This is a genomic window from Comamonas sp. GW821-FHT11H03, assembly GCF_058807955.1.
The window spans coordinates 43,321-64,795 of record NZ_JBXARF010000010.1 but is presented as its reverse complement, the minus strand read 5'-3'; the positions used below and the strand labels follow the sequence as shown (position 1 = coordinate 64,795).

Here is a 21,475-nt window from a genome sequence, read left to right as displayed (position 1 = left end):
GATCTGCCTGGCACAGTGCTTGCGGTAACAGCCCATACCCATATGAATTTGGATCCAGGAGATATCGATGTTTTTGAACCGCCGCAATCTTGTTGTCCAGGCCTTGGCTCTGTCCGTGCTGGCTCCCGCAGGCCTGGTCCAGGCCGCCGACTGGCCCACTCGCCCGATTCGCCTCGTGGTGCCGTTTTCCGCTGGCGGTGCCAATGACTTGATGGCCCGATCGGCAGCCGAAGGCGCTTCCAAGATCCTCGGCCAGCCTGTGGTGATTGACAACCGTCCTGGCGCGGGCGGCACCGTGGGTGCTGATATCGTGGCCAAGGCCCAGCCCGATGGCTATACGCTGCTGGTCAGCGCGGCCGGCGTCATCTCAAACAGCATGATCAAGAAGACCATGCCTTTCAAGGACGATGCTCTGCAGCCCGTGGTGATGATCGGCCTGGCGCCTTCGGTGATCGTGGTGCCCAAGAACGCGCCCTATAACAACCTGCGCGACTTCGTCGAAGCTTCGAAGAAGGGTGCCGGCTTCAACTTTGCAACCGCCGGCACGGGCAGCACGCCGCACTTCGTGGCCGAGATGCTGAATGTGAAATATGGCGCCAAGCTGCAGCCCGTGCCCTACAAGAGCGGCTCGGAGAGCACCACCGCCGTGCTGGGCGGCCAGGTCGAAGGCACGTCCGAAGCCAGCATCATCGCGCTGCCGCACATCATTCATGAGGGCAAGTTCAAACCTCTGGCCACGACCTGGACCCAGCGCATCTCCGCCTACCCCCAGCTCTCCACCGCCGTGGAGCAAGGCTTTGCCGACCTGCAGATCGCGCATTGGGCCGGCATTCATGCCCCCAAGGGCACACCACCCGCCATTCTGGACAAGCTGGCTGCTGCCGTGGACAAGGCCATGAAGGAGCCCGCCACCGTCGAAAAGCTCAAGGGCCTGGGCATCGAGCCGGTAGGCGGCACACGTGCGGAGTTCGTGAAGTTTGCCGATGCCGAGCGCAAGCGCCTGGGCGAGATCGTCAAGGCAGCTCATATGCAGGAAAAGTGAGCTGCGCAAAAAAACATAGCAGCCAGCGCATGCCCCATATACGCTGGAGCCTTATAGCAATACCGAGACCTGATTCATGATTTCCCGTAGAAACGCCTTGCTGCGCGCCACTGCCTGCGCCGCCGCCATCACAGCCTTGCTGGGCGGTGCCTCTGCCGCTCTGGCCCAAGGCTCGGATGCCTGGCCCACCCGCACCGTCAAGCTCATCGTGCCCTATGCGGCAGGCGGCTATGCCGATACCCGCGCACGCCTGATTGCCGACTCGCTGGGCAAGGCGCTGGGCCAGCCCGTGATCATCGACAACCGTGGCGGTGCCGGCGGCGTGACGGGTACGGATGCCATCGCCAAGGCCAACGACGGCCACACCTTCGGTTTCGGCTCGCCCGGCCCCCTGGTCACCAATCCCATGCTGATGAAAAAGATGCCTTATGACGCCAAGACGGCGTTCAAGCCCATCATCCTCATCGAGCAGGCGCCCCTGTTTCTGACCACCGCTCCCAACCAGCCCTTCAAGAACGTGCAGCAACTGCTGGCCCATGCCAGGGCCAAGCCCGGCGATCTGACCTATGGCTCCTCGGGCGTGGGTGGGGCCCATCATCTGTCGGGCGAGCTGCTGGCCTACCAGACCCAGACCCAGCTAACCCATGTGCCCTACAAGGGCGGCTCACTGGCAGCCACTGACCTCATGGGCGGCCATCTGGCCATGATGTTCGAGATGGGCTATTCGGCCCTGCCTTCGATCAAGGCCAAAAAGATCAATGCCCTGGCCGTTTCCAGCAAGACCCGCCTGGCCGTGCTGCCCGACGTACCTACTCTGGACGAAGCCGGGGTCAAGGGCTTTGAGTCGTACAACTGGCTGGGCATGGTTGCACCGGCCAACACGCCCGACGCCGTGGTGGCCAAGCTCAACCAGGCCGTCAACGAAGCGCTCAAGAACGACAAGTCTCTGCGCCAGATGATCGAAAGCAGTGGCGGCCAGATCATGGGCGGCACGCCTCAGGCCTATGGCAAATACCTGGAAGCCGAGCGCGCCAAGTGGGCACCTGTGATCAAGAACGCGAATATTTCGCTGGATTAATCCGCCGAGGAGCTGCGCGGCAGCTCTGCCTGACTGCACCAGCCAGAAGTGCATACAGCCATCACGGCTGATAGCTGAATGCGCCCATCAGATAAGTCTCAGAGTCCTTTTTTAACAAGAAATCTCATGAACCCGAAGCAACAACTCAAGGCCCTGGCCGATGCCCGCCGCGGCGTCATCGTTCCCGGTGCATTCAACGCCATGTCGGCGCGGCTGATCGCCGACCTGGGCTTTGAAGCCATCTATGTGACCGGTGCCGGCGTGACCAATATGTGGTTCGGCATGCCAGACCAGGGTTTTATGGGTCTTAGCGATATCGCCGACCATACGGCCCGCATCCGCGACGCCGTGGAGGTGCCGCTGCTGGTCGATGCCGACACCGGCTTCGGTAACGCCGTCAACACCTATCACGCCGTGCGCACGCTGGAGCGCGCCGGTGCCGACTGCATTCAGCTTGAGGACCAGGTCAGCCCCAAGCGCTGCGGTCACTTCAATGGCAAGGCCGTGATCGAAACCAGCGAAATGCTGGGCAAGATCAAGGCCGCTGTCGATGCGCGGCGCGACAGCGGCACTCTCATCATGGCCCGTACCGACGCGGCAGCCGTTCACGGCTTTGAAGCCGCCATCGAGCGCGCTCAGCAGTTTCAGGAAGCCGGTGCCGACATCCTGTTTGTCGAGGCCGTCACCCAGGCCGAAGAAGTGCGCGCCCTGCCGCAGCGCCTGCAAGCTCCCCAGCTCATGAATATGGTCATCGGCGGCAAGACCCCCATCTTCAACGCTGACGAACTGGGTGAACTGGGCTATGGCTTTGTGCTCTATGCCAATGCCGCACTGCAAGGCGCTGTGGCCGGCATGCAAAAGTGCCTGACCCTGCTGCGTGACGATCACAAGGTCGATGAAGACCCCGCCATCGTCGCACCTTTCCTTGAACGCCAGCGGCTGGTGAACAAGGACTTCTGGGATGGGCTGGAGCAGAAGTACCAGTAACTCCAAAGCATGTCCTGAGGAGCAGACGGCGTGCAACGCCTAGGCATCAAGCGTTGCGCGCTGTTTTTTTATCATCCCGCATAGGTGGCTGAGCCTATGGAGCTGGTCTTGGCCTGGACCTCAACTCACGGCGATAGGCGCGCAGCATCTGGCGTGGATAGCGGCTGCCATCTGCGAACAGGCTTTCTTCGTACTTCTGGCGGAAATGCCGTATATCCAGATCCAATTTGGCAATCCGGCCCCGACCCGCCTTGAAATGTTCGACCGCAGCTTTGTGCCAGGCACAGAAGATCGCCCAGACCATCAGCTGATGCGCTTCACTCCACGCTTTTGCATGGGCTTGCGCCATCTCCCAGTGTGCGGACAGCTGCGGAGACAGACCTCCGTCGCCGGCCATGAGCCACCCGTCAGAAATCCATCTTTGCGATGGCCAGAGCCGCAACGCTTCACGAAGCACTTTCTTAAATTTCATGGGTTCGCTGAAGGTGCAGGGCTCACGCAAGATAGACAGCACCAGCTCGCACACCATCTCTGACGCCTGCAAACTGGCACGATGCACTCTCACTGGGCGCCAGATTGCGCCCGATAGTATGCGACCAGCGCGTTCGCATGTCCGTGGCCGATGCCATGCTCGACCTTGAGATACGTGACCTGCTCCATATGTTTCTTGTCGTGCAGGCCTTCGAGAATCTTGATCCAGTGCGTGACCGGCTGGCCGTAGGTTTTCTCGATGGAGGGAAAGTAGGAGGCCGGGCCTTTGATCTTCGGTTCAGTTGTCATGTGCAGCTCCAAGGGTTGGTTGAAAAGTCATGCGCAAAGCATCACCGAAGCCCGGCCACTTTTCCATCAGGATTGCGCCGCATGCAACAGATGCAGCAGCGCCGCCACTGCATCTTCCTGCGCCTGTCTTCGGCGGTCAGCCTGCAGGCATCGAAGATACCCGTCGGGGCACCGGCTCACGCCGCCTTCCAGCCTTGCAGCATCAAATCCAGCGCCTGCAATGCCTCGTTCAGGCGCTCGGGTGGAGCGCCCTCCTCGGCAATCCAGAAAGCCGCTTCGATCAGGCAGCCGTTGAGCAACCTTGCCAGCGCCGCTGCACTGGCGCTCACGATGACGCCCTGATCAATGAGCTGCTGCAAAAAACCGGCGATAAAAGCAATGCATTGCTGGTGCTGCTGCCCCTGGTCGGTACCGGTGAGCACAGAGCGTGCATCCTGCAACACAATGCGGCGAATCTCAGCCTCCTGCGCCATGCTCAGATAGGCGCGGCAATAGGCCAGAAAACCTTCCCATGGATCGGCATGGCCCCGCAGCACCAGCTCCAGCCGCTGGTCCATTTCTTCATCCATCTGCGCCACCACGGCAGCCAGCAGACCGGGCTTGCCACCAAAGTGGTGATAGAGCGCGCCGCGCGTCAAACCGGCCTGCGCGGTCAACTCGTCCATGGCTGCCTGGGCATAGCCATGCTCGGCGAAAGCGCTGCGCGCCGCGCTGATCAGCTTGGCCCGCGTGGCTTCGATCATGCTGGCACGACTCTGGCGAACTTGGGTCACTGCGAACTCCCGGCAATATTCACATACAAAGCGTATGCCAATCATACGCGCTACATCCCAAGCTCCTAGAATGTCACTCGCATACACAATGTATGCGAGTGAATCTATTCAAGGGTTTCCATGTTGAATGCTTACCGCAAGCTGTTTACAGCGCCGGGCAGCACGGGCTTTGTGCTGGCCGGGCTGCTGGCGCGACTGCCGCTGTCGATGACGGGGATTGGCTTGATCACCATGCTGTCGCAGCAGCGCGGCGCCTACACGCTGGCAGGCATGGTGTCGGCCTGTTTCGCACTGTCGATTGCCGTTTTGGCACCGCGCATCTCGGCGTTGGTTGACCGTTACGGCCAGTTCAGGGTGCTGCCGTTTGCGGCCGCCAGCAGTGCGCTGTCCATGCTGGCGCTGCTGGCCTGTGCCCACTGGCAGGGACCGGACTGGCTGCTGCTGGTACTGGCCGCTGCTGTCGGCAGCCTGCCCAGCATGCCAGCGATGGTTCGCGCCCGCTGGACGGCAATCTACAGCGGAACGCCCCAGTTGCAGACCGCGTTTGCACTGGAGGGCGTGCTTGACGATCTGGCCTTTATCGTCGGCCCGCCGCTGTCGGTGGGCCTCAGCATGCTGCTGTTCCCCGAGGCAGGCCCGCTGGCTGCGGCGCTGTTCCTCATCATCGGCGTAGGCCTGTTTGTGGTGCAACGCCGCACCGAACCACCTGTCAGCCCGCATGCCGACTCGGAAAAAGGCAGGACCTCGTCGATGCTGCGCCAGCCTGTGGTGCGCACGCTGGCGCTGTTCATGCTGGCGCAAGGTGTCATCGTGGGCGTGATCGATGTGGCCAGCGTGGCCTTCGCCACCGCACAGGGCCAGCCCGGCATGGCCAGTGTGGTGCTGTCCTTCTATGCGCTGGGCTCCTGCGCCATGGGCTTGCTGTTTGGCACGCTGCGCCTGCAGATGCCACTCAGCCGCCAGATCGTACGGGTCGGTGCATCGGTCGCCATTTCCGCCCTGCCCCTGCTGCTGGCCAGCAATCTGACTGCGCTGACGCTGGCCGTGCTGCTGGCAGGTATCACCTTTGGCCCGACGATTACCGTAGCCATGAGCCTGGTGGAGCAACAGGTACAAGCCAATCGCCTGACCGAGGGCATGACCTGGCTGCTGACTGGCCTGGCCAGCGGCGTGGCCCTGGGTGCAGCCGCTGCCGGCTGGCTGATCGACCACTGGGGCGCACAGCAATCGTTTGTGCTGACGCTGCTGGCGGGCGGTGCCATGTGGCTGTGGGGCGTGCAGGCCGGACGGCAAGCCGACCGGGCGTCCGCACCGGGCATGAGAGCCATCAATATGTGAATCAGCCGCTATCGCTTATTGAGCAATCGGTTTCCGATATCTTTTCAGGATTCTTTCTGCGTGGGTGCCGCAGCCGGCAAAGCCAGGCCAGGTGCCCGTGCCAGCGCAATAAAGGCCTGCAGATAGTCGGTATGCAACTCTGCCTCGCGGGCACCGAGGTAGATTTGCTTGGCGATCCCCTTGCTGCCCAGCTTCACGGGTACGACGGCCATCTTTTCGGCATATTCCAGAGCCAGCCAGCGCGGCAGGGCCGCGACCCCACGGCCGCTGGCGACCATCTGCATCATGATGTCGGTGGTCTCTATGGTTTTATGGCGCCGGGGGGCAATGCCTTTGGGCAGCAAAAACTGGGTATAGATGTCAAGCCGGTCCACGGCCACGGGGTAGGTAATCAGCACCTCGCGGGACAGATCACCGGGCTTGATATGACCAGCCTGGGCCAGGGTGTGATCCGCCGCAACGACCAGCACCTGCTCGTAGTCAAAAACGGGCTCAAAGTGCAGACCCGGCTTGAACAGCGGATCGGGCGTGACCAGCATGTCGATCTCATAGCCGAACAGCGCACCGATGCCGCCAAACTGGAACTTCTGCTTCACGTCCACATCCACATCGGGCCAGGCGGCCAGATAGGGTGAGACGATTTTCAGCAGCCACTGGTAGCAAGGGTGGCATTCCATGCCGATGCGCAAGCTGCCGCGCTCCCCCTGGGCAAATTGCTGCAAACGCGACTCGGCCAGATCCAGCTGAGGCAGCACGCGATTGGCCACCGCCAGCAGGTATTGGCCCGCCTGCGTCAGGCGCAGGCTGCGCCCTTCACGCAGCCAGACATCGGTGCCGAGTTGGCCCTCCAGCTTTCTCATGCTGTGGCTCAGTGCGGACTGGGTGACGCACAACACATCGGCTGCCGCAGTCAAAGAACCTTGCTTTTCAACCTCTTGCACGATGGCGAGATGGATACGCTCAATCATCTGTGAACACAATTCATGGATACATGAGAAACAACCATTTTACTTCATGCATCGATTCCAAGAACATCCAGTCCGCTGACCCGAGCCACTCTGGCCATGGGCCAAAGATCAAAAGACTGGATTTCTGCATGACGACTATTCACAACCTGGGCTTTCCTCGCATCGGCGCAAAGCGCGAACTGAAGTTCGCGCTGGAGTCCTACTGGAGAGGCGAGACCTCGCGCGATGCGCTCAAGGCACTGGGCGCCGAGTTGCGCCAACGCCACTGGGCCACGCAGCAAGACCTGGACTGGGTGCCCGTGGGTGACTTCGCGTTCTACGACCAGGTACTGGACATGAGCTTTACGCTGGGCAATCTGCCCGAACGGGTGCAAGGCTTCGAAGGCGATACGCTGGACAACTACTTTCGCGTGGCCCGTGGCCGCTCGGCGATCACGACCGAATCCCGCAGTACCGGCCACACCCGCTGCTGCGCTGGCGTCGCCGCGGGCGAGATGACCAAGTGGTTTGACACCAACTACCACTACATCGTGCCCGAGTTCAGCTCGACCACCGAATTCAAGCTTGATCCAGCGCGCCTGCTGGAGCAACTGGCCGAAGCCAGGGCCCAGGGCATAGCAGCCAAACCCGTACTCATCGGCCCCGTCACCTATCTGGCGCTGGGCAAGGCCAAGGACGGCACCAGCAAGCTGGAGCTGCTGCAGCGTCTGCTGCCCGTCTATGCCCAATTGCTGGATGCGCTGGCGACCCAAGGCGTGGAATGGGTGCAGATGGACGAGCCCATCCTGGTGACCGAGCTCGATGCCGACTGGCAACACGCATTCAACACCGCATACCACCACCTCAAAAGCTGCAGGATCAAGCTGCTGCTGGCCACGTATTTCGGTCAGTTGGCTGAAAACAAATATCTGGCAGCGAACCTGCCCGTAGCCGGCCTGCACATCGATGCCATCAACGGACAGGATGATGTGCAACAGTTGCTGGGGCTGCTGCCCGCGCACAAGGTGCTGTCGCTGGGCGTGATCAATGGCCGCAATATCTGGAAAACCGATCTGGCTGCCGTGCTGGACTGGGTGGAGCCGCTGGCCGAACGCCTAGGCGAGCGTCTCTGGATTGCGCCATCGTGCTCCTTGCTGCATGTACCCGTGGATCTGAACAGCGAACAAAAGCTGGATGCCGACATCAAATCATGGCTGGCTTATGCGCAGCAAAAGCTTGATGAGCTGCGCGTGCTGGGCGAGGCTCTGCGCCATGGCCGAGACTGCGTCAAGGCCGAGCTGGCCGACAACGCTGCCGCTCTGGCCACACGCCGTACATCGCCTCGCGTCCACAACCCTGCGGTGCAGGCCGCAGTCAGGCAGATCAGTGCCAGGCTGGGCCAGCGCCAGAGCAGCTACGAAGTACGCGCTGCCGAGCAAGCCCGAGTGCTGAAGCTGCCAGCCTTCCCGACCACCACCATTGGCTCTTTTCCCCAGACGGCAGAGATCCGCCAGGCGCGCAGCGAATTCAAGGCTGGTCGCCTCGACTTCTCCCTCTACCAAGGCGCCATGCGCGCCGAGATTGAACGCTGCGTGCAAGAGCAGGAGACTCTGGGACTGGACGTACTGGTGCATGGCGAGGCTGAACGCAACGACATGGTCGAATACTTTGGCGAGCAACTCGATGGCTATGCCTTCAGTCAGTTCGGCTGGGTGCAGTCCTATGGCTCACGCTGCGTCAAGCCCCCCATCCTGTTCGGCGACATCAACCGCCCCAAGGCGATGACGACGGAATGGATCCAGTACGCCCAATCCTTGACCCGCAAACCCATGAAAGGCATGCTGACAGGCCCGGTCACCATCCTGAACTGGTCATTCGTGCGCGATGACCAGCCACGCTCCACATCCTGCTATCAGCTGGCACTGGCTATTCGCGCAGAAGTGCTGGATCTGGAAAGAGCCGGCGTGCGCGTGATCCAGATCGACGAGGCAGCATTGCGTGAGGGCTTGCCATTGCGTCAATCACAATGGAAGGAATATCTGCACTGGGCCGTGGAAGCGTTTCGCATCAGTGCCAATGGCGTTGCCGATGCAACCCAGATTCACACCCATATGTGCTATTCGGAGTTCAACGACATCATTGCTTCGATTGCAGCCATGGACGCTGATGTGATCACCATAGAGACTGCACGCTCGGACATGGAGTTGCTGGAGGCCTTCGAGCACTTCGATTACCCCAATGAGATCGGCCCGGGCGTCTATGACATCCACTCTCCCAATATTCCCACCAAGGCAGACATCGTGGAGCTCATGCAAAAAGCCGCAAAACGCATTCCCACCGAACGCCTTTGGGTCAACCCCGACTGCGGCCTCAAGACACGTCAGTGGGCTGAAGTGATTCCTGCACTGCAGCACATGGTGGAGGCAGCCAAGACATTGCGTCAGAGCGTAAAGCTGGCCGAGCCCGTCTGAACGCAAGCGTCCCCCGTCCTTTCCGACTCGCCCAAGGCATTGCCCTGGGCTTTTTCATAGCGAAAGGACATCGCCTGCAGCAGCCCGAGTTGCATAGGGTGATGCAGATGTGGCCCTGGTCTCCAAGACTCGCCGGCACATGGGCACCTCAGCCTGCCGATACCAAGCGCACAAAGCAAAAAGCCCTGCAGACTTTCATCTGCAGGGCTTGTGCCACTAGTTTGGAGGCGCGAACCAGAGTCGAACTGGTCTAACCGGATTTGCAATCCGGGGCATAACCGCTTTGCTATCGCGCCGTTATCACAAAAATCTGGAGCGGGAAAACGGGTTCGAACCGTCGACCTATACCTTGGCAAGGTATCGCTCTACCAACTGAGCTATTCCCGCATTCAAAAAGCTTTCACTCTTTGATGCGAACCTGTATTGCTACAGGTTCTGAAAACCTGGAGCGGGAAAACGGGTTCGAACCGTCGACCTATACCTTGGCAAGGTATCGCTCTACCAACTGAGCTATTCCCGCATTCAAAGAGCCTTCACCCTTTGATGCGAACCTGTATTGCTACAGGCTCTGAAAACCTGGAGCGGGAAAACGGGTTCGAACCGTCGACCTATACCTTGGCAAGGTATCGCTCTACCAACTGAGCTATTCCCGCATTCAAAAAGCTTTCACTCTTTGATGCGAACCTGTATTGCTACAGGTTCTGAAAACCTGGAGCGGGAAAACGGGTTCGAACCGTCGACCTATACCTTGGCAAGGTATCGCTCTACCAACTGAGCTATTCCCGCATATCTACCGAAGCCCAACATTGTACAACGTTGTTTGCTGCGATGGATGAATTGTAGCGCAGTTCTGAGCCCTCTCAGAAAAAACGCCACAATTTTCACAAAACAAGCTTAGTGCTTGATGGCCGCCTCTACCGGCTTGACATCAGTGGACGCTACGGCCGCAACAGTTTCCTCAGTCAAAGGATCCGGCACACGCTCCAGAGCCACCTTGAGAACCTGATCGATCCACTTCACAGGAACGATTTCCAGACCGCTCTTCACATTATCGGGAATGTCTTGCAAATCCTTGGCATTCTCTTCAGGAATGAGCACGGTCTTGATGCCACCACGCAGAGCAGCCAGCAGCTTTTCCTTGAGGCCGCCGATCGCAGTGACTTCACCGCGCAAGGTGATTTCACCGGTCATGGCCACATCAGCTCGCACGGGAATGCCAGTGAGAGCCGAGACAAAAGCTGTCGTCATCGCAGCACCGGCGCTGGGGCCATCCTTGGGTGTAGCGCCATCAGGCACGTGCACATGGATGTCCTTTTTCTCGAAGGCTTCATCCTTGATGCCGAGCAGGCGAGCGCGGCTACGCACCACGGTGCGAGCAGCTTCGACCGACTCCTTCATCACATCACCCAGTGAACCGGTACGGGTGATGACCCCCTTGCCTGGCATGGTTGCAGCCTCGATGGTCAGCAGATCCCCTCCGACTTCGGTCCAGGCCAGACCCACAACCTGCCCCACCTGATTGGCATGCTCGGCACGGCCATAGCTGAACTTGCGCACGCCCAGATATTCATTGAGGTTGTCGGCATTCACCTCCACCTTGGGCTGAAGCTTGCCAAGTTGCAAGCCCTTGATCACCTTGCGGCAAATCTTGGACAGCTCGCGCTCAAGCGAACGCACGCCCGCCTCGCGGGTGTAGTAGCGCACGATGTCGCGAATCGCGGCTTCGGTCACTTCCAGCTCGCCATCCTTCACACCGTTGTTGGTGAGTTGCTTGGGCAGCAGGTAGCGCACGGCGATATTGGTCTTTTCGTCTTCGGTATAGCCCGACAGGCGAATCACCTCCATGCGATCCAGCAAGGCCGAAGGAATGTTCATGGAGTTGGAAGTCGCCACAAACATCACATCGGACAGGTCGAAGTCGACCTCCACGTAGTGGTCACCAAACTTGTTGTTCTGCTCAGGATCCAGCACCTCCAGCAGCGCACTCGAAGGATCGCCACGGAAGTCCATACCCAGCTTGTCGATTTCGTCCAGCAGGAACAGAGGATTGCGCGTACCAACCTTCTCCAGGCTCTGCAGCACCTTGCCGGGCATGGCGCCGATATAGGTACGGCGGTGACCGCGAATTTCCGCCTCATCTCGCATGCCGCCCAGTGCCATACGCACGTACTTGCGACCTGTGGCCTTGGCAATGGACTGTCCGAGCGAGGTCTTGCCCACGCCGGGAGGACCCACCAGGCACAGAATCGGAGCCTTGACCTTGTCCACACGCTGCTGCACAGCAAGATACTCAAGAATGCGGTCCTTGACCTTTTCCAGGCCAAAGTGATCTTCGTTCAGCACTTCCTCGGCATTCGCCAGGTTGTGCTTGATCTTGGTCTTCCTGCTCCAGGGTAGACCAGTCAGCACTTCGATGTAGTTGCGCACCACTGAAGCTTCAGCCGACATGGGTGACATCAGCTTGAGCTTCTTGAGCTCGGCCTCAGCCTTTTTGCGGGCCTCGGCTGGCATCTTGGCGAGCTTGATCTTTTTCTCGATCTCCTCGATGTCGGCACCGTCCTCACCTTCGCCCAGCTCCTTTTGAATGGCCTTGACCTGCTCATTCAGATAGAAGTCGCGTTGATTTTTCTCCATCTGGCGCTTCACGCGGCCACGGATGCGCTTGTCGACGTTGAGGATATCGACCTCGCGCTCGAGTTGCTCGAACAAGTTTTCCAGACGCTCCTTGATGTCCACCAGATCCAGCACAGCCTGCTTGCTCTCGAGTTTGAGAGGCAGGTGCGCCGCAATGGTGTCCGTCAGACGACCGGCATCGTCAATGCTGGCGATTGAGGTCAGGATTTCCTGCGGAATTTTCTTGTTGAGTTTGACGTACTGGTCAAACTGCTGGGTCACCGCACGGCGCAAAGCTTCGATTTCACTTTGCTCATGGGCAACGCCGTCGGGCTCCACAGGCGTCACAGATGCCGTGAAGTGAGACTCTTCGTCGGCGACCTGCTTGACCAGCGCGCGCTGCTGGCCCTCCACCAGCACCTTCACGGTGCCGTCGGGCAACTTGAGCATCTGCAAGATGGTGGAGACACAGCCCACATCAAACATGTCTTCCGCTGCAGGCTCGTCCTTGGAGGCCGTCTTCTGCGCCACCAGCATGATGCGGCGGTCGCCTTCCATGGCCAGCTCCAGAGCCTTGATGCTCTTGGCACGCCCCACGAACAGCGGAATCACCATATGCGGAAACACCACCACATCGCGCAGCGGCAGCAGTGGCAGGTCCAGCTCGGTAGAAGGCAAAGGGGTTTGTCCAGACATAGGTATCCTCGGTTTCTCAGCGGAAGATGGTCCGCTTACCGGTGTATTTCAACCCCCGGGGGCAAATTGTTTTTGCCGCCGCAGGGGCATTGCCTTTCAGCCACAGGCGACAAAGCGAGCCGATTGAGAGGTCGCCTTGCACGCAAGCACAGTATCAGGCCTTTTTGGCCGCTTCGCGGTAAACCAGCAGCGGCTCCTTGCCGTCTTCAATGGTGGCTTCTTCCACCACGACCTTTTCCACATTCTCGGCGGTCGGCAGCTCGAACATGGTGCTGATCAGTGCCTGCTCGACGATGGAGCGCAGGCCACGGGCACCGGTCTTGCGAGCCAGGGCCTTGCGGGCGATCGCCTTCAGGGCCGCAGGGCGGATCTCCAACTCCACACCCTCCATGGCCAGCAACTTGCTGTACTGCTTGACCAGCGCATTCTTGGGCTCGGTCAGGATCTGCACCAGCGCCTCTTCGCTGAGTTCGGCCAGCGCCGTCACCACGGGCATACGCCCCACCAGCTCGGGGATGATGCCGAACTTGATCAGATCCTCAGGCTCGATCTCGAGGAACATCTCCGAGATGGAACGCTGCTTCTTGCTCTTGACGGTAGCGCCAAAGCCAATGCCCGAAGCCTCGGTGCGGTTCTCGATGACTTTTTCCAATCCCGCGAACGCGCCGCTGCAGATAAACAGGATATTGGTGGTGTCAATCTGCAGAAAGTCCTGGTTGGGATGCTTGCGTCCACCCTGAGGAGGAATGCTGGCCATCGTGCCTTCAATCAGCTTGAGCAGAGCCTGCTGCACGCCCTCACCCGAGACGTCACGCGTGATGCTGGGGTTGTCCGACTTGCGCGAGATCTTGTCGATTTCATCGATGTAGACAATGCCGCGCTGAGCACGCTCGACGTCGTACTCGCAGCTTTGCAGCAGCTTCTGAATAATGTTCTCGACATCCTCGCCCACATAGCCGGCCTCGGTCAGCGTGGTGGCATCGGCCATCACGAATGGCACATTGAGCTGACGCGCCAGCGTTTGAGCCAGCAAGGTCTTGCCCGAACCCGTGGGACCGATCAGCAAGATATTGCTCTTGCTGAGCTCCACATCGTCCTTGCCTGCCTTGTCCTTGTGGTTCAGGCGCTTGTAGTGGTTGTAGACAGCCACGGCCAGCGTGCGCTTGGCCTGCTCCTGGCCGATCACATAGTTGTCGAGATTGGCCTTGATTTCAGCAGGCGTCGGCAGATCGCCGCGACCTTCCTTGGCATCGGCGGCAGGCTGTTCGTCGCGAATGATCTCATTGCACAAGTCGATGCACTCGTCGCAGATGAACACGGACGGGCCGGCGATCAGCTTCTTGACCTCGTGCTGGCTTTTGCCGCAGAAGGTGCAATACAAATTCTTTTCGGTGGAAGAGCCTTTTTTATCGGCCATGGGGGCTGTGCCTCGTTACGAAAAAACGAAAATTAATGATAACCAAAGACAAGGCGGCGTAGGCCATCAGGGACAAACGCCGCCGAGCAAGTCCTAAGAGCCAGTCAGCAGCTCCCAGGTTTTTCTGTGCAAGCACACGTAAGCCCAATCAGACATTGGACTCGGTGCTATGCATTTCAGGAACGCTTGCTGATTACCTGGTCAACCAGGCCGTATTCCTTAGCCTCATCGGCGGAAAGGAAATAATCACGCTCGGTGTCGTTCTGGATCTTTTCCAGAGGCTGGCCGGTACGCTCGGCAAGTATTTTGTTCAGACGCTCGCGTGTCTTGATGATTTCGCGGGCATGAATTTCGATTTCGGTCGCCTGACCACGTGCACCGCCCAGAGGCTGGTGAATCATGACCTGGGCATTGGGCAGTGCATAGCGCTTGCCCTTGGCTCCGGCCGACAGCAGGAACGCACCCATGCTTGCCGCCATACCGGTGCACAGCGTCGAGACGTCAGGCTTGATGAAATTCATGGTGTCAAAAATCGCCATACCTGCCGTCACGCTGCCGCCGGGGGAGTTGATATAGAAGGAAATATCCTTGTCGGGATTTTCGCTTTCCAGGAACAACAACTGGGCCACCACCAGGTTGGCAGTCTGATCGTTAACCTCGCCCACCAGGAAAATCACGCGCTCCTTGAGCAGACGCGAATAAATGTCATAGGAGCGCTCACCGCGACCCGACTGTTCAATGACCATGGGCACCATGCCCAAACCCAATGTATCCAATGCGCTCATGTTTTCTCCAGTGCTATGCGCCTACTGTAGCCGCATTCTGAAAAGAAAATGGGGCTTGCGCGCAAAAGCACAAGCCCCGCAATTTAACTTATCGGAACTCGCCTAGGGCAAGCACCGATAAAAGATCCAGCCCTTAGGCTTGACCCATCAGCTCGTCGAAGGAAACGGCCTTATCGGTCACCTTGGCCTTGCTCAGAACGAACTCGGTCACGTTGTTTTCGATCACAACGGCTTCCACTTCAGCCAGACGGTTGCGGTCGCCGAAGTACCAGCGCACCACGTCTTCGGGCTTCTCGTAGCTGGATGCCAGCTCTTCCACATGAGCCTTGATCTGCTCGGCAGTGGCTTGCAGGTTGTTGGTCTTGACCAGCTCGGCCACCACCAGGCCCAGGCGCACACGACGCTCGGCTTGGGGCAGGAAGATGTCTTCAGGGATTTCAGCCTTGGCCGCGTCCTTGATGCCGCGCTGTTCCAGCTCGGCGCGTGCGCCTTCCAGCAGGCGGCCCACTTCAGCTTGCACGGAAGCCTTGGGCAGATCCAGCTCGGCCACGGACACCAGGGCATCCATCACGGCTTGCTTGTTGCGGCCCTGAACGCGGAACTTCACTTCGCGCTCCAGGTTCTTCTTGATGTCGTCGCGCAGGGCTTCAACGGAGCCGCCGTCCACACCCAGAGTCTTGACGAACTCTTCATTCACTTCGGGCAGGTTGGGAGCTTCCACCTTCTTGACGGTCACCAGGAAGTCGGCGGTCTTGCCAGCCACATCGGCACCATGGTAGTCAGCGGGGAAGGCCAGGGGGAAAGTCTTGGACTCGCCAGCCTTCATGCCGCGGGTTGCGTCTTCGAATTCCTTGAGCATCTGGCCTTCGCCGACCAGGAACTGGAAGTCTTCAGCCTTGCCGCCGGAGAAAGTCTCGCCGTCGATCTTGCCTTCGAAGTCCACGGTCACGCGGTCGCCGTCCACGGCTGCTTCACCGGCTGCACGCTCGGTAAAGGTGCGACGCTGCTTGCGCAGAATGTCCACGGTCTTGTCGATGGCGGCGTCATCCACGCTGGTGGTCAGCTTTTCCACTTCAGCAGCGGTCAGGTCGCCGATCTTGACTTCGGGCATGACCTCAAACACGGCATCGAATTGTGCCTCGCCTTCGGGAGCGCCATCCTTCTCGGTGATCTTGGGCTGACCAGCAACGCGCAGATCGGCTTCATTCACGGCAGCGGCAAAAGCCTCGCCCACCTTGTCGTTCAGCACTTCGTATTGCACGGAGTAGCCATAACGCTGAGCCACAACGCTCATGGGCACCTTGCCAGGACGGAAGCCATCCATCTTCACAGTGCGCGCTACCTTTTTCAGGCGAGCATCAACTTCAGACTGGATCGCAGACAGGGGCACGCTCAGCGTGATCTTGCGCTCGAGCTTTTCAAGAGTTTCAACGTTAACGGCCATGATTTTTCCTAAGAGGGATGAGGACCGTGCAGATTGCCAAGCAACCCGCACCGTATTGCGCAAAGTCACAGTGCGCGCACACCCAACGACATGCGGCACCACAAATTTCCAGAGCCTGCCCCGGTCATTTGCCCCAGCGTCTGGCACCAGGCATTTGTTCAAATCAGGAACAGGCGAAGCCGACCATTATAACGAGGCGCTGCGCAGGCTCTGCCATCGCCCTACAGGGGTTTGCCTTAAAAGCTGACGCCGCACATACAAAGAAGGGGGCGGGAAAAGAAAAAGCCCGTAACGGCTTGTGGTTACGGGCTTGAGGCAGCAGGGACTGCCAATGTCTGGTGCGCGGAGCCGGACTCGAACCGGCACGGTGTTGCCACCGTCAGGACCTAAACCTGGTGCGTCTACCAATTTCGCCACCCGCGCGGTCAGCAATGCGCAAATTTACGCTTACTGAGGTCAAGACGCAGATTCTAGCCGCAAAACCGGCGCTCTTTCGCGCAAAACAGGCTCAGGCTGTGTCCTTTCTGATGCGAAAAGCTGCCGCATACATGGCGGGCAAGGCCAGCAAGGTCAGCACGGTCGCCACAATCAGACCGCCCATGATGGCCACAGCCATGGGGCCCCAGAACACGCTGCGCGACAGCGGGATCATGGCCAACACGGCAGCCGCCGCAGTCAGCACGATGGGACGCAGCCTGTGAACGGCAGCCTCCACAATCGCATCCCAGGCCGGCACACCCTGGGCACGTCCACTCTCGATCTGATCGATCAGGATGACCGAATTGCGCTGAATCATGCCCATCAAGGCCACGACCCCCAGCAGCGCCACAAAGCCGAAGGGGCGATTCAGCAGCAGCAAGGCCGCCGCCACGCCAGGGATGCCCAAGGGACCGGTGATAAACACCAGCAGCGAGCGGCTGACGCTGCGCAGTTGCAGCATGAGCAGCGTGAAAGTCAGGAACAGCAGCACCGGGACTCCGGCCACGATGGCACCTGAACCCTTGGAGCTTTCCTCCACGGCACCGGCCACTTCGATGCGATAGCCGGTGTCACCGGCAGCATGCCAGCCGGCCTCCATCTTGCGCAGTTGCGGCAACAGCTCGTTGGTCAGCGTGGCACCCTGCAGACCCTCACGCACATCGCCTTGAACGGTAATCGCGAAGTTGCGCTTTTCGCGCCACATCACACCCGGCTCCCAGACCATGACGGGCTTGGCAATCTGCGTGAGCGGAATGGACTGCCCGTTTGCCGTGGTGACATAGACAGCCGCGATATCAGTAATGGCATCACGGTCCTGCTTGGGCGGGCGCATCACGATATCGATCAGCTTGTCGCCTTCGCGAAACTGCCCCACGGTGGTGCCGCTGAAGTTCATGCCCGTGGCTTCGGCGATCGACTGGCTGGTCACACCCAGGGCACGCGCCTTGTCCTGGTCAACCTGCAGGCGTATGACCTTGATGGACTCGTTCCAGTTGTCGTTCACGCCACGCATATCTGCATTGGCCTGCATGAGCGCCTTGACTTCATCGGCGTAGGTGCGCAGCTTGGCAGGGTCCGAGCCCATCACACGGAACTGCACCGGATATTGCACGGGCGGCCCGTTGGGCAGCAGCTTGGAGCGCGCCCGCACCTCGGGGAATTCCTCGGCCATCAGCGCCGGCAACTGTTTGCGGATTTCCTCGCGTGCCTTCAGATCTTTGGCCACCAGAATGAACTGGGATACGTTGTTCTGCGGAAACACCTGGTCCAGCGGAAGATAAAAGCGCGGTGCTCCGGAGCCGATCCATTCGCTGACGGACTCCACACCGTCGAGCTGCAAAAAGCGCTTTTCCACGCGCAGCGTCACTTCCTTGTTGGCCTGCAGGGAAGTGCCCTCGGGGAACCATATATCGACCAGCACTTCGGGCCGGCTGGAGTCGGGGAAGAACTGCTGCTGCACCTTGCCCATGCCCGCCAGGCCCAGCACGAACACCAGCACCGTCGCGCCAATCGTCAGCCAGCGGTGCTGCACACACCAGTTCACTGTACGGCGAAAACGGTTGTAGAACGGCGTATCGAACAGCTCATGCTCACCTGCGTTGGTGTTGATGCCAGCTTCTTCGGCAGACACCTCACCGGACGCCACTTCGGGCGGTAGCTTGGCGGCATGTGGCGGCTTCTTGAGCAGCAGCAGGCCCAGGTAAGGCACGAAGTACACCGAGGCAAACCAGCTGAGCACCAGCGCAATCACCGTCACCGCGAAGATGGCGAAGGTGTATTCGCCTGTCATGGATTTGGCCATACCGATGGGCAGAAAGCCCGCTGCCGTGATCAGCGTGCCAGTCAGCATGGGCTTGGAGGTGATCTCATAGGCAAAGGTGGCGGCACGGTACTTGTCGTAGCCCTCCTCCATCTTGCGCACCATCATCTCCACGGCAATGATGGCGTCGTCCACGAGCAGGCCCAGCGCAATGATGAGCGAGCCCAGCGACACCTTGTGCAGACCGATATTCCAGTACCACATGGCCAGGAAGGTCGCGGCCAGCACCAGGGGAATGGTGATGCCCACCACCAGTCCGGGGCGCGGGTCGATGTACCAGCGCTTCCACAGCGGATGCTGCCCAGGACGCTTGTGCAGACCCAGGCTCAGAAAGCTCACGGCCAACACCACGACCACGGCTTCGACAAGTACCTGGAGAAACTCGCTGACCGAATCCGCCACCGCCTTGGGCTGGTTCTGCATATTGCTCAGCGTCACGCCCACGGGCAGGCTTTTGGCGATGCGCTCCGTAGCCTGCGTCAGCTCCTTGCCCAGGGCAATGATGTCGCCGCCCTTGACCATGGACACCCCCAGGGCCACCGTAGGCTCGCCCTGAAAACGCACCATGACATTGGCCGGATCGGCATAGCCACGGTGCACTTCGGCGATATCGCCCAACCTGAACTGCGCCCCACCCTGGCCGATGATGGGCATGGCACGCAATTGCTCCAGGTCGTTGAACTGGCCCTGCACACGCAACACAATGGTTTCGGCAGGCGTCTGCAAGGTACCGGCCGATGCCACAGCATTTTGCTGGTTGAGCTGATCCAGCACCTGCTTGAGGTTCAGCCCCATCTGCGTGGCGCGGTGCGACAGCTCTACATAGACCTTTTCGTCCTGCACGCCGAACTGCTCGACCTTGGCCACATCGGGCACCTGCAGCAGCTGCTGACGCACATCGTCGGCCAGGGTCTTGAGCTCGGCATAACTGAAGCCCTTGGCCTGCAGCGCATAGATCACGCCATAAACGTCGCCAAAGTCGTCATTGAAGAACGGCCCCTGCACGCCCTGCGGCAGGGTGTAGCGCATGTCCCCCACTTTCTTGCGCACCGTATACCAGAGCTGCGGCACTTCCTTGGGGGGAGAGTAGTCCTTGACTTGGAAGATGACTTGCGACTCGCCAGGTTTGGAATAGCTGCTGATCTTGTCGGCATAAGGCACTTCCTGCAGCGTGCGCTCGATCTTGTCCGTCACCTGCTGAGCCACCTGCTCGGCCGTCGCGCCAGGCCAGTAGGTACGAATGACCATGGCCCGGAAGGTGAACGGAGGGTCCTCATCCTGCCCCAGCTGAAAAAAGGCCGCAAAGCCCAGCAGCATCAGCACGACGATGAAATAGCGTGTCAGCGCCACATGATCGAGCGCCCAGCGGGAAAGATTGAAATGCGCGCCACCGGTCTTTTTGTGTCCAGTGCCGCTCATTTGCCCGACTCCGCAGAAACTGCAGGCTGAGACGCTCCAGATTCAGGAGCATTCTGCGCTTTATCCACCTGCGTTTGGGGTTGATTTGATACAGATTTCTGTGGCGACTTGGCATATTTATCGCGATACACCGTCACCTTCTGGCCAGGGGTCAGCACATGGGCGCCTGTGGCCACCACCTGCATTCCGGGTTGCAGACCCGAGGCAATCACCGCCTCGTTGCCGTCGGCGCTGGCAATCTGCACCGGCTGCAGCTTCACCGAGCTGCTGGCCGCGTCGTACAGCCAAACGGCCGTCCCCTGACCGCTATCGCCCTCCTGGCGCAAGGCCGTGGTTGGCAATTTGATGACCTGGCTGCCAACGGCTTCGCGGCTCACGCCCATGCCCTCGGGCATGACCTGTACGGTGGCGCCCAGTGCGGGCAGGTCCGTTCCCTGCAGGGCGGCCTTGACCACATAGGTGCGCGTGGCCGGATCGGCGCTGGCCGCCACCTCACGCACCAGGGCGTTGATCACGCGCGACTCATCCGACCAGGGCCTCACCTTCACGCCTTGCCCCGGCTTGATAGCGCTACGTCGGTCTTCCGGCACGTTGAACACCGCATCGCGCGCGCCATCCTGGGCAATCCGAACCACGGGTGTGCCGGCCGCAACCACCTGACCGGGTTCGGCCTCCACGCTGGTGACCACGCCATCGGCATCGGCCAGCAACTGGGTGTAGTTCTCCTGATTGGACTGGCTGGAGAGCTGGGCCCGCGCTTGATCGAGCGAGGCCTGGGCCGCCTTCAGATTGGCCTCGTAGCGTTCCATCTCAGCGGCGCTGATGAAGTTCTGTGCACGCAGGGTACGAAAACGCTTGGCATTGGCCTCGGCCAGATCGCGCTGCGTGGTGGCCGAGGCCAGTTGGGCACGAGCGGCATCGGCACTAAGCTGATAGTCACGCGCATCCAGGCGCGCCAGCACCTGTCCAGCCTTCACACGCTGGCCCAGTTCCACCTCGCGCCTGGTGATCTTGCCCGCCACGCGAAAGCCGAGGCGAGACTCCACACGGGCCCGCACATCGCCGGAATATTCCTGGGCAGATTCGATCTGCCCCTCACCCACGGTCACCAGCTTGACTGCGCGCACCGGCTCGGGCGCAGCCTCCTTCTTGGAACAGGCCGACAACATGACAGCAGCCGCCACTATGGACAGCGCAGCCAAGGGCACGGCAGGCCGGCGCGGCAAAGACAACATTGCAAAACGACGAGAAGACAAAACAGCCATGGTGTTCTGGGCTTGTAAAAAATAGGAAAAGCGCAGCCGCCGGGTAGGCCACTGCACCAAAGTCAGCGCTGATTGTGCACGCACGTGCGCTTTTGCGCCGTCTTTTTATGGGCTGCCGCAA

Annotated in this window: 15 protein-coding genes and 6 tRNA genes; 5 read left to right on the top strand and 16 right to left on the bottom strand. The window is 60.0% G+C overall.

The window, feature by feature from the left end; genetic code table 11:
- Positions 1 to 67 precede the first annotated feature (67 nt).
- From AC1RTQ_RS20380 to AC1RTQ_RS20370, 3 genes are all read left to right on the top strand, one after another.
- The gene (locus tag AC1RTQ_RS20380) at positions 68 to 1,042 is read left to right on the top strand and encodes a Bug family tripartite tricarboxylate transporter substrate binding protein (RefSeq protein ID WP_492878397.1); all 975 of its coding nucleotides are present in this window, start codon (positions 68 to 70) and stop codon (positions 1,040 to 1,042) included.
- 76 nt (positions 1,043 to 1,118) lie between these two features.
- Positions 1,119 to 2,120 carry a Bug family tripartite tricarboxylate transporter substrate binding protein gene (locus AC1RTQ_RS20375; protein WP_492878395.1) on the top strand — a complete coding sequence of 334 codons (1,002 nt, stop codon included), beginning with the start codon at positions 1,119 to 1,121 and terminating at the stop codon, positions 2,118 to 2,120.
- A gap of 126 nt (positions 2,121 to 2,246) precedes the next feature.
- Positions 2,247 to 3,107, top strand: coding sequence for an isocitrate lyase/PEP mutase family protein (locus tag AC1RTQ_RS20370; protein ID WP_182286186.1), 861 nt, complete (start codon positions 2,247 to 2,249; stop codon positions 3,105 to 3,107).
- A 94-nt stretch (positions 3,108 to 3,201) separates the two neighbouring features.
- On the opposite strand, the gene AC1RTQ_RS20365 is transcribed toward AC1RTQ_RS20370, so the two are convergent.
- From AC1RTQ_RS20365 to AC1RTQ_RS20355, 3 genes are all read right to left on the bottom strand, one after another.
- Positions 3,202 to 3,579: a hypothetical protein gene (locus AC1RTQ_RS20365; protein WP_492878393.1), complete on the bottom strand. Its 378-nt coding sequence runs from the start codon at positions 3,577 to 3,579 to the stop codon at positions 3,202 to 3,204.
- 89 nt (positions 3,580 to 3,668) lie between these two features.
- Complete coding sequence (locus AC1RTQ_RS20360; RefSeq protein WP_492878391.1) at positions 3,669 to 3,887, bottom strand: DUF4287 domain-containing protein; 219 nt, start codon at positions 3,885 to 3,887, stop codon at positions 3,669 to 3,671.
- A 176-nt stretch (positions 3,888 to 4,063) separates the two neighbouring features.
- Positions 4,064 to 4,630: a TetR/AcrR family transcriptional regulator gene (locus tag AC1RTQ_RS20355; RefSeq protein ID WP_492878616.1), complete on the bottom strand. Its 567-nt coding sequence runs from the start codon at positions 4,628 to 4,630 to the stop codon at positions 4,064 to 4,066.
- A 150-nt stretch (positions 4,631 to 4,780) separates the two neighbouring features.
- Between AC1RTQ_RS20355 and AC1RTQ_RS20350 the strand changes: the two genes are divergently transcribed.
- Positions 4,781 to 5,998: an MFS transporter gene (locus tag AC1RTQ_RS20350; protein ID WP_492878389.1), complete on the top strand. Its 1,218-nt coding sequence runs from the start codon at positions 4,781 to 4,783 to the stop codon at positions 5,996 to 5,998.
- A gap of 44 nt (positions 5,999 to 6,042) precedes the next feature.
- Here AC1RTQ_RS20350 and AC1RTQ_RS20345 read toward each other — a convergent pair whose 3' ends face one another.
- Positions 6,043 to 6,966: a LysR family transcriptional regulator gene (locus AC1RTQ_RS20345; RefSeq protein WP_492878387.1), complete on the bottom strand. Its 924-nt coding sequence runs from the start codon at positions 6,964 to 6,966 to the stop codon at positions 6,043 to 6,045.
- 128 nt (positions 6,967 to 7,094) lie between these two features.
- On the opposite strand from AC1RTQ_RS20345, the gene metE reads away from it, so the two are divergent.
- On the top strand, positions 7,095 to 9,416 hold the full coding sequence (gene metE, locus AC1RTQ_RS20340; RefSeq protein WP_492878385.1) for a 5-methyltetrahydropteroyltriglutamate--homocysteine S-methyltransferase: 2,322 nt from the start codon (positions 7,095 to 7,097) through the stop codon (positions 9,414 to 9,416).
- A 222-nt stretch (positions 9,417 to 9,638) separates the two neighbouring features.
- Here metE and AC1RTQ_RS20335 read toward each other — a convergent pair.
- The 12 genes from AC1RTQ_RS20335 to AC1RTQ_RS20280 form a co-directional block, all read right to left on the bottom strand.
- A tRNA-Cys gene (locus AC1RTQ_RS20335) sits at positions 9,639 to 9,712 on the bottom strand.
- Positions 9,713 to 9,727: 15 nt separating this feature from the next.
- Positions 9,728 to 9,803: transfer RNA gene (locus AC1RTQ_RS20330), tRNA-Gly, on the bottom strand.
- A gap of 57 nt (positions 9,804 to 9,860) precedes the next feature.
- Positions 9,861 to 9,936, bottom strand: a tRNA-Gly gene (locus AC1RTQ_RS20325).
- A gap of 57 nt (positions 9,937 to 9,993) precedes the next feature.
- Positions 9,994 to 10,069: transfer RNA gene (locus AC1RTQ_RS20320), tRNA-Gly, on the bottom strand.
- 57 nt (positions 10,070 to 10,126) lie between these two features.
- Positions 10,127 to 10,202 (bottom strand) — tRNA-Gly (locus AC1RTQ_RS20315).
- Positions 10,203 to 10,310: 108 nt separating this feature from the next.
- Positions 10,311 to 12,725 (bottom strand): endopeptidase La, encoded by a 2,415-nt coding sequence (gene lon, locus AC1RTQ_RS20310; protein ID WP_492878383.1) that lies wholly within the window; start codon positions 12,723 to 12,725, stop codon positions 10,311 to 10,313.
- Between the two features lie 154 nt (positions 12,726 to 12,879).
- Positions 12,880 to 14,142: an ATP-dependent Clp protease ATP-binding subunit ClpX gene (gene clpX, locus AC1RTQ_RS20305; RefSeq protein WP_003057503.1), complete on the bottom strand. Its 1,263-nt coding sequence runs from the start codon at positions 14,140 to 14,142 to the stop codon at positions 12,880 to 12,882.
- 176 nt (positions 14,143 to 14,318) lie between these two features.
- Positions 14,319 to 14,927, bottom strand: coding sequence for an ATP-dependent Clp endopeptidase proteolytic subunit ClpP (clpP, locus tag AC1RTQ_RS20300; protein WP_003068910.1), 609 nt, complete (start codon positions 14,925 to 14,927; stop codon positions 14,319 to 14,321).
- Between the two features lie 133 nt (positions 14,928 to 15,060).
- Positions 15,061 to 16,371, bottom strand: a complete 1,311-nt coding sequence (gene tig / locus AC1RTQ_RS20295) for a trigger factor (RefSeq protein ID WP_302091771.1) — start codon at positions 16,369 to 16,371, stop codon at positions 15,061 to 15,063.
- A gap of 336 nt (positions 16,372 to 16,707) precedes the next feature.
- Positions 16,708 to 16,794: transfer RNA gene (locus AC1RTQ_RS20290), tRNA-Leu, on the bottom strand.
- Positions 16,795 to 16,879: 85 nt separating this feature from the next.
- Entirely contained in the window at positions 16,880 to 20,089 is a 3,210-nt protein-coding gene (locus AC1RTQ_RS20285) for an efflux RND transporter permease subunit (RefSeq protein ID WP_492878380.1), read from the bottom strand.
- Positions 20,086 to 21,324 carry an efflux RND transporter periplasmic adaptor subunit gene (locus AC1RTQ_RS20280; protein ID WP_492878378.1) on the bottom strand — a complete coding sequence of 413 codons (1,239 nt, stop codon included), beginning with the start codon at positions 21,322 to 21,324 and terminating at the stop codon, positions 20,086 to 20,088. The genes AC1RTQ_RS20285 and AC1RTQ_RS20280 overlap by 4 nt, the downstream gene beginning before the upstream one ends.
- Between the last annotated feature and the right edge of the window lie 151 nt (positions 21,325 to 21,475).

What these genes read in the sequence shown, in the direction of transcription:
- AC1RTQ_RS20380 (WP_492878397.1), top strand. Translation starts at nt 68, where the DNA reads ATGTTTTTGAACCGCCGCAATCTTGTTGTCCAGGCCTTGGCTCTGTCC.
- AC1RTQ_RS20375 (WP_492878395.1), top strand. Translation starts at nt 1,119, where the DNA reads ATGATTTCCCGTAGAAACGCCTTGCTGCGCGCCACTGCCTGCGCCGCC.
- AC1RTQ_RS20370 (WP_182286186.1), top strand. Translation starts at nt 2,247, where the DNA reads ATGAACCCGAAGCAACAACTCAAGGCCCTGGCCGATGCCCGCCGCGGC.
- AC1RTQ_RS20365 (WP_492878393.1), bottom strand. Translation starts at nt 3,579, where the DNA reads ATGAAATTTAAGAAAGTGCTTCGTGAAGCGTTGCGGCTCTGGCCATCG.
- AC1RTQ_RS20360 (WP_492878391.1), bottom strand. Translation starts at nt 3,887, where the DNA reads ATGACAACTGAACCGAAGATCAAAGGCCCGGCCTCCTACTTTCCCTCC.
- AC1RTQ_RS20355 (WP_492878616.1), bottom strand. Translation starts at nt 4,630, where the DNA reads ATGATCGAAGCCACGCGGGCCAAGCTGATCAGCGCGGCGCGCAGCGCT.
- AC1RTQ_RS20350 (WP_492878389.1), top strand. Translation starts at nt 4,781, where the DNA reads ATGTTGAATGCTTACCGCAAGCTGTTTACAGCGCCGGGCAGCACGGGC.
- AC1RTQ_RS20345 (WP_492878387.1), bottom strand. Translation starts at nt 6,966, where the DNA reads ATGATTGAGCGTATCCATCTCGCCATCGTGCAAGAGGTTGAAAAGCAA.
- metE (WP_492878385.1), top strand. Translation starts at nt 7,095, where the DNA reads ATGACGACTATTCACAACCTGGGCTTTCCTCGCATCGGCGCAAAGCGC.
- lon (WP_492878383.1), bottom strand. Translation starts at nt 12,725, where the DNA reads ATGTCTGGACAAACCCCTTTGCCTTCTACCGAGCTGGACCTGCCACTG.
- clpX (WP_003057503.1), bottom strand. Translation starts at nt 14,142, where the DNA reads ATGGCCGATAAAAAAGGCTCTTCCACCGAAAAGAATTTGTATTGCACC.
- clpP (WP_003068910.1), bottom strand. Translation starts at nt 14,927, where the DNA reads ATGAGCGCATTGGATACATTGGGTTTGGGCATGGTGCCCATGGTCATT.
- tig (WP_302091771.1), bottom strand. Translation starts at nt 16,371, where the DNA reads ATGGCCGTTAACGTTGAAACTCTTGAAAAGCTCGAGCGCAAGATCACG.
- AC1RTQ_RS20285 (WP_492878380.1), bottom strand. Translation starts at nt 20,089, where the DNA reads ATGAGCGGCACTGGACACAAAAAGACCGGTGGCGCGCATTTCAATCTT.
- AC1RTQ_RS20280 (WP_492878378.1), bottom strand. Translation starts at nt 21,324, where the DNA reads ATGTTGTCTTTGCCGCGCCGGCCTGCCGTGCCCTTGGCTGCGCTGTCC.